This is a genomic window from Pseudomonas sp. SDO52101_S400 (assembly GCF_054071635.1).
This window is the reverse complement of the sequence record NZ_JBSVWF010000115.1, coordinates 1-6,280: the sequence shown is the minus strand read 5'-3', so window position 1 is coordinate 6,280 and position 6,280 is coordinate 1. Positions and strand designations below refer to the sequence as shown.

The following is a 6,280-nucleotide window of genomic DNA, read 5'->3' as shown; positions in this document are numbered from 1 at the left end:
TGTGTTGTCTGACACAGCGCATTCGCGAGCAAGCCCGCTCCCACAGTTTCTTCGGTTCGACTGACTTTTTGAGCAAGACCAAATGACTCACCTGCCCGCACCTTTGCGCTGGCTGTACTCCCTGGAATGGCGCCGGGGGTTCTTTGACTGGGCGCGCAGCGACGGCGTGACCTGGGTCTACATCTTCAAGGTGTTGATTGCCGCATTCCTGACCCTGTGGCTGGCAATGCGCCTGGAACTGCCGCAACCGCGCACGGCGATGATCACTGTGTTCATCGTCATGCAACCGCAGAGCGGTCAGGTATTCGCCAAGAGTTTCTATCGCTTTCTCGGCACCCTGGCCGGGTCGGCGATGATGGTCACGCTGATTTCACTGTTCGCACAGAACACCGAACTGTTCCTCGGTTCGCTGGCAATCTGGGTCGGCATCTGCTCGGCCGGCGCCGCCCGTTGTCGCAACTTCCGCGCCTACGGTTTTGTGCTGGCCGGCTACACCGCCGCGATGGTCGGCCTGCCGGCGCTCGCCCATCCCGATGGCGCGTTCATGGCGGCGGTATGGCGAGTGCTGGAGATCTCACTGGGGATTCTCTGCTCGACCCTGGTCAGCGCCGCGATCCTGCCGCAGACCGCCAGCGCGGCAATGCGCAACGCTCTGTATCAGCGCTTCGGAGTGTTCGCGCTGTTTGTCACCGATGGCCTGCGCGGGCGCAGCAAACCGGAAACGTTCGAGGCCAGCAACGTGCGTTTCATCGCCGAAGCGGTGGGTCTGGAAGGGCTGCGCAGCGTGACCGTGTTCGAAGACCCGCACATGCGTCGGCGCAACGGTCGACTCAGTCGCCTGAACAGCGAGTTCATGGGCATCACCACGCGGTTCAACGCCTTGCACCAGTTGCTCGAGCGTTTGCGCCGCAACGGCGCCGACCATGTGGAAGCAGCGATCAAACCGGGCTTGCAGGATCTGGCCGAAGTACTCGACGGCTTCAGTGGCCGTGCGCTGACCAGCCCGGATGCGGCGCGTCTGGTGCTGGCGCTGACGGCGTACAAGGAAGGCTTGCCAGCGCGGGTGCGCAGCCTGCGGGCGGTCTTCCAGGAGAGCGACCCGAGTGACGCCGAGCAACTGGATTTCCACACCGCGTATGAACTGCTTTATCGCTTCGTCGATGACCTGCACAGTTATGCACAGACCCACGCCTCGCTGGCCGATCACAGCCACGAACGCGAGCGCTGGGACGAGCCGTTCACCCCGCAGACCAGTTGGTGGGCAGCGGCGGCCTCGGGGATTCGTGCCACGTTCATCCTCGTCGTACTCGGCAGCTACTGGGTCGCCACGGCGTGGCCGAGCGGCGCGACCATGACCCTGATCGCTGCCGCCACCGTGGGCCTGTCGGCGGCGACGCCGAACCCGAAGCGCATGGCGTTCCAGATGGCGTGCGGCACTTTCCTCGGGGCGCTGATCGGTTTCGTCGAGATGTTTTTCATCTTCCCGTGGATCGATGGTTTCCCGTTGCTGTGCGTGATGCTCGCGCCGGTGATCGTGCTCGGCTCGTTCCTCGCATCGCGACCGCAATACGCCGGTGTCGGTCTCGGTCTGCTGATCTTCTTCAGTACAGGTTCCGTGCCGGACAACCTGACGATCTACAACCCCTACACCTTCATCAACGACTACATCGCCATGGTCATGGGCATGCTGGTCTGCGCGGCAGCGGGGGCGATCATTCTGCCGCCGAACAGCCGCTGGTTGTGGCGGCGACTGGAGCAGGACCTGCGCGGGCAAGTGGTGTACGCCATCAGCGGCAAACTCAAGGGCCTGGCGTCAAGTTTCGAAAGCCGTACCCGTGACCTGATGCACCAGGCTTATGGGCTGGCGGCCGGTCAGCCGCAGGTGCAGAAAAATCTGCTGCGCTGGATGTTCGTGGTGCTGGAAGTCGGCCACGCGATCATCGAGTTGCGCAAGGAACAAGCGATCCTGCCGGTGCACCCGGCGTATGCCGAATCCCAGCCGTGGCGCCAGGCAATCCGGGTCATGGGACGCTCGCTGGTGCGGCTGTTCCTGCAACCGAATTCGAGCAACCTGGAGCGCGCATTGGTCGCGGTCGATCACGCGATCAGCCGTGTCGCCGCCACTGACGAACCGTTCGCCCCGCACTTCGATACCTCGGCGCTGCGTCGGGTGAAAAGTTACCTGCACTTTATCCGCACCTCGTTGCTCGACCCGCAATCGCCACTCGCCGCCTACGCCATCGCCAAGCCCGAAGGACTTGCCCATGCCTCGTGAAATCGCCTTCCACGGCGTGTACATGCCGACCATGACCCTGATGTTTTTCGTCGCTGCGGCGCTGGCCTGGGCGTTGGACCGGTTCCTGTCGGGGTTCGACCTATACCGCTTCTTCTGGCACCCGGCGCTGCTGCGCCTGAGCCTGTTTACCTGTCTGTTCGGCGCGATGGCGCTGACTGTCTACCGTTGAGAACGTTCTGATGAAAAAGTTTTTCAGCCTGCTCGCGACCCTGCTGGTGCTGGCCCTTGCGCTGTGGATCGGTCGCACGTTGTGGGAGCACTACATGAATACCCCGTGGACCCGCGACGGCCGGGTCCGCGCCGACATCATCAACGTCGCCGCCGACGTCACTGGTGAAGTGGTGGACGTGCCGGTACGCGACAACCAGTTGGTGAAGAAGGGCGACTTGCTGATGCAGATCGACCCCGAACACTACCGTCTCGCGGTGAAGCAGGCGCAGTCGCTGGTGGCTTCGCGCAAGGCCACGTGGGAAATGCGCAAGGTCAACGCCCATCGCCGCGCCGATCTCGACAACCTGGTGATCTCCAAGGAAAACCGCGACGACGCCAGCAACATCGCCGACTCCGCGCTGGCCGATTACCAACAGGCCCAGGCCCAACTGGAAGCGGCCGAGCTCAACCTCAAACGCACCGAAGTGCGTGCGGCGGTGGACGGCTACGTGACCAACCTCAACGTGCATCGCGGCGACTACGCGCGCATCGGCGAAGCGAAAATGGCCGTGGTCGACATGAATTCGTTCTGGGTCTACGGCTTCTTCGAAGAAACCAAACTGCCCCATGTTCGCATCGGCGACAAAGCCGACATGCAACTGATGAGCGGCGAAGTCCTCAAGGGCCACGTGGAAAGTATTTCCCGAGGGATCTACGACCGTGACAACCCGGAAAGCCGCGAGCTGATCGCCGATGTGAACCCGACCTTCAACTGGGTGCGCCTGGCGCAACGGGTGCCGGTGCGGATTCACATCGATGAAGTGCCGGAAGGTGTGCTGCTGGCGGCGGGGATTACTTGCACCGTGGTGGTGAAGCAGGACGCAGTGGATAACTGACAGACCGCGTTGTAGCCATTCGCGAGCAGGCTCGCTCCCACATGGGATCTTCAGTGCGGCACAGATCCAGTGTGGGAGCGAGCCTGCTCGCGATTGGGACGACTCGGTTTTACGAGCAAATACTCAGCATCTACTCGCTGCAAAACGTCTCCTGCAAATGCCGCCAGATCACCTGTCCAGATTCGGTTTTTTCAAACACCACGGTTGAGCGTCGACCCGTGTGCAATCCGCTCGCATCGGTTTGCTGCTCGCGATAACTCACCGTCGCACCGCGTTCATGCAATGCAATCCCGCGAAGCTCGCCGAGTTCGATCCTGAACCCGTTCTTCTTCCCGGCCGCCATTTGAAACAGTGCACGCAAGGCCTCGACATCCAGCACGCGACCCAGCGGCGTCACCATGGAGAACTGTGGCGAAAACCGCGCCAGCAATCGCTCCAGTGCGGCTTCTTCTTCCTCCACGGAAAACCATCGTTCGATGGCCTCATGGGCCCGGATCACTTCGTCAAAATAGTCGGCGTAGTCAGTCATGTGGATTGTTCCTGAAGGGAAGGTGGGTTCAGCAGGGCGAGCACTTTCGACGAGTCGAAACGCAGCACGGCGACTATCGGCAACAGCGTGAGCAGCGCAGCGGCGAGAAAGCAGTATTGGAAACCGTCGGCGCCCAGTGCGCCCAGCAGCGAACTGAGCAACGCCGCGCCGAGACAGAAACCGAGTTGGCGATTGATATTCCACAGGGCGCTGGAATGGCCCATTTTTTCTGGCGTGATGCCGACGAATGCCAGGGTCTGCGCGGTGACGCTGCACAGACTGCCGCCCAGCCCCATCAAGGCGTAGGCGAGGATCAACGGGCCGCTGGCGGGGTGGTCGATCTGCATCAGTACGACGATGCCAAGGCATTGCAGCAGCATGCCGGCGATCAGCAAAGGCTTGGGGCCGATCCGGTTGAAGCTGCGTTTGCCCAGCATGATCGCCACGCCCGAAGCGGCCGCCCAGGACAGCATCAGCGCCCCGGTTTGTGCTGCGCCGAAACCGAGATCGTGCAGGTACAGCACGGCAATCATGTTGGTGCCGGTAAAGATGCCGGGAACAAAGAGGTAGATCAGCATCGCCAGTCGCAATGACGGGTTCCTGATCAGTGGCAGGTCGAGGACCGCCCCGGGTTTTCTCCAGCCATCGCGCAGGTATATCCACAAGGTGATGACGCTGAGCAACAGGACACCGCCCGCGAAGTGGCGGGTAGCGGGTTCGCTCGCCAGGCTGACGGCCATCAGCAACAGACTCAGGGCGGACACCGCCAGCAGCAGACCACGCGCGTCCAGTGCCGGACGTTCACTTGTTGGTTGATCCGCTTTCAGCCATAACAGGCCCAGCCCGAAAGCGAAAAGCGCCACCGGCATGTTCAGGTAGAAAATCCAGCGCCACGACAACGCTTCAACGATCAAACCACCCGCCGCCGGCGACAGGGCCGGCACCATCAGCGCCACCAGCAAAACCACTCCGGTGAAGTGCGCACGTTGTGTCGCCGGAAACTCTCGATAAGCCAATGCCTGACCGACCGGCAACAACAGCCCGCCACCCAGCCCTTGCAGCAGTCGCCAGCCGATCAGGCTTTCAATCGAGCTCGCCTGAGCGATGAGCCCTGAGGCGATCCCGAACACCAGCAACGAACCGAGGATCAGTCGTCGCTCGCCAACCCGTGCAGCCAGCCATACGCTCATCGGAATGATCAGCGTCAGCCCGAGCATGTAGGCGTTGGTGATCCACGCCAGTTGCGTCACCGATGCCTGCAACTGCCGGGCGATGTCCGGGTAGGCGATGCTGGCGGCGAACATGTTCAGCAGGTCGAGGGCGAACCCCAACAGATACACCAGCGCGACTTTCGAGCGATAGGCCATGGCAGCTTCCCTGTGATGAGGTGTGCAGGGTAGGGCGCTTGCGGCGATAGAAATACGCTGGTTTGACTGCTAGTTTGTCAAAACTATTTTGACAGTGGACGTGCTGAACATGGTCAGCCTGGATCGATTCGATACCTTCAAAGCTGTGGTCGAGGCCGGCTCGCTGACCGCTGCCGCCGATACGTTGGGACAAACGCGCGCGGTGGTGAGCTTCAATCTCAAGCGGCTGGAAGAGGAGTTGGGCGTCACCCTGCTCACCCGCAACACCCGGCAACTGGCCCTGACCGATGCCGGCGAACGTTTTTATCGGCGCTGCTTGCGCACGCTGGACGAAGCGCGGCTGGCCATCGAAGAGGCGCGCTCGGAGCACTCTCAGCTCAAGGGCACGCTGCGCATCACCACGACCGTGGAGTTTGCGTTGGCTCAGGTGGTGCCGGCGCTGGAGGTGTTTCGCCGGCAGCAGCCGCAACTGAATATTCACTTGTCCACGTCCTCGACCCATGCCGATCTGATCTCCGAACGGTTCGACATGGCGATTCGCCTGGGGCGCATGCACGACTCCAATCTGCGGGCGGTGCAGTTATCTACGTTCGAGGTGTTTGCCGTGGCGGCGCCGGGGCTGGTCGAGGGTTTTGCGCCGGTAGACAAGCTGGCTGTGCTGGAATCGATGCCGACACTGGGACATGGACGAGTGCCGGAAATGACGGTCACCGATCCGGTCGGCACCGAACATTTCTACCAGCCGAAACCGGGAACCACCGCCATCGTCGCGGACAACTCCGCGACCCTGCGTGCCTTTGCGTTGACCGGGCAAGGCGTGGCGATTTTGCCGCAATGGCTGATTCAGGAAGACCTGGATGTCGGGCGGTTACAGCGCTTGTTGCCGGATCACCGTTTCGCCGAACAAGGTGTGTACGCGTTGTACCCGGACACCCGGCACCTGCCGCTGAAGGTGCGGGCGTTCATTGATTTCATGAAAGGCTGGGGCTGAGTGTTGGCTGGCCTGGCCTCTTCGCGAGCAAGCCCGCTCCCACATTTGGAA

6 protein-coding genes are annotated in these 6,280 nt (G+C 61.9%); 4 read left to right on the top strand and 2 right to left on the bottom strand.

Translation table 11 applies throughout. The features are described from left to right. Positions 1-82 precede the first annotated feature (82 nt). Genes ACW9HX_RS28750 through ACW9HX_RS28740 form a run of 3 tightly spaced genes read left to right on the top strand, consistent with a single transcriptional unit; the run spans position 83 to position 3,342 of the window. Positions 83-2,275 carry an FUSC family protein gene (locus ACW9HX_RS28750; RefSeq protein ID WP_457383176.1) on the top strand — a complete coding sequence of 731 codons (2,193 nt, stop codon included), beginning with the start codon at positions 83-85 and terminating at the stop codon, positions 2,273-2,275. Next, a complete protein-coding gene (locus ACW9HX_RS28745; RefSeq protein WP_003221811.1) occupies positions 2,265-2,465 on the top strand; it encodes a DUF1656 domain-containing protein in 201 nt (66 codons plus the stop codon). The genes ACW9HX_RS28750 and ACW9HX_RS28745 overlap by 11 nt, the downstream gene beginning before the upstream one ends. Before the next feature lie 10 nt (positions 2,466-2,475). Further along, positions 2,476-3,342, top strand: coding sequence for an efflux RND transporter periplasmic adaptor subunit (locus tag ACW9HX_RS28740; protein WP_457383175.1), 867 nt, complete (start codon positions 2,476-2,478; stop codon positions 3,340-3,342). Between the two features lie 130 nt (positions 3,343-3,472). Here ACW9HX_RS28740 and ACW9HX_RS28735 read toward each other — a convergent pair whose 3' ends face one another. Together ACW9HX_RS28735 and ACW9HX_RS28730 are read right to left on the bottom strand one after the other, a co-directional pair. After that, positions 3,473-3,871 carry a DUF4440 domain-containing protein gene (locus ACW9HX_RS28735; RefSeq protein WP_457383174.1) on the bottom strand — a complete coding sequence of 133 codons (399 nt, stop codon included), beginning with the start codon at positions 3,869-3,871 and terminating at the stop codon, positions 3,473-3,475. Beyond that, positions 3,868-5,238: an MFS transporter gene (locus tag ACW9HX_RS28730; RefSeq protein WP_457383173.1), complete on the bottom strand. Its 1,371-nt coding sequence runs from the start codon at positions 5,236-5,238 to the stop codon at positions 3,868-3,870. The genes ACW9HX_RS28735 and ACW9HX_RS28730 overlap by 4 nt, the downstream gene beginning before the upstream one ends. Positions 5,239-5,347: 109 nt before the next feature. On the opposite strand from ACW9HX_RS28730, the gene ACW9HX_RS28725 reads away from it, so the two are divergent. Then, positions 5,348-6,229 (top strand): LysR family transcriptional regulator, encoded by an 882-nt coding sequence (locus ACW9HX_RS28725; protein WP_457383172.1) that lies wholly within the window; start codon positions 5,348-5,350, stop codon positions 6,227-6,229. Positions 6,230-6,280 lie beyond the last annotated feature (51 nt).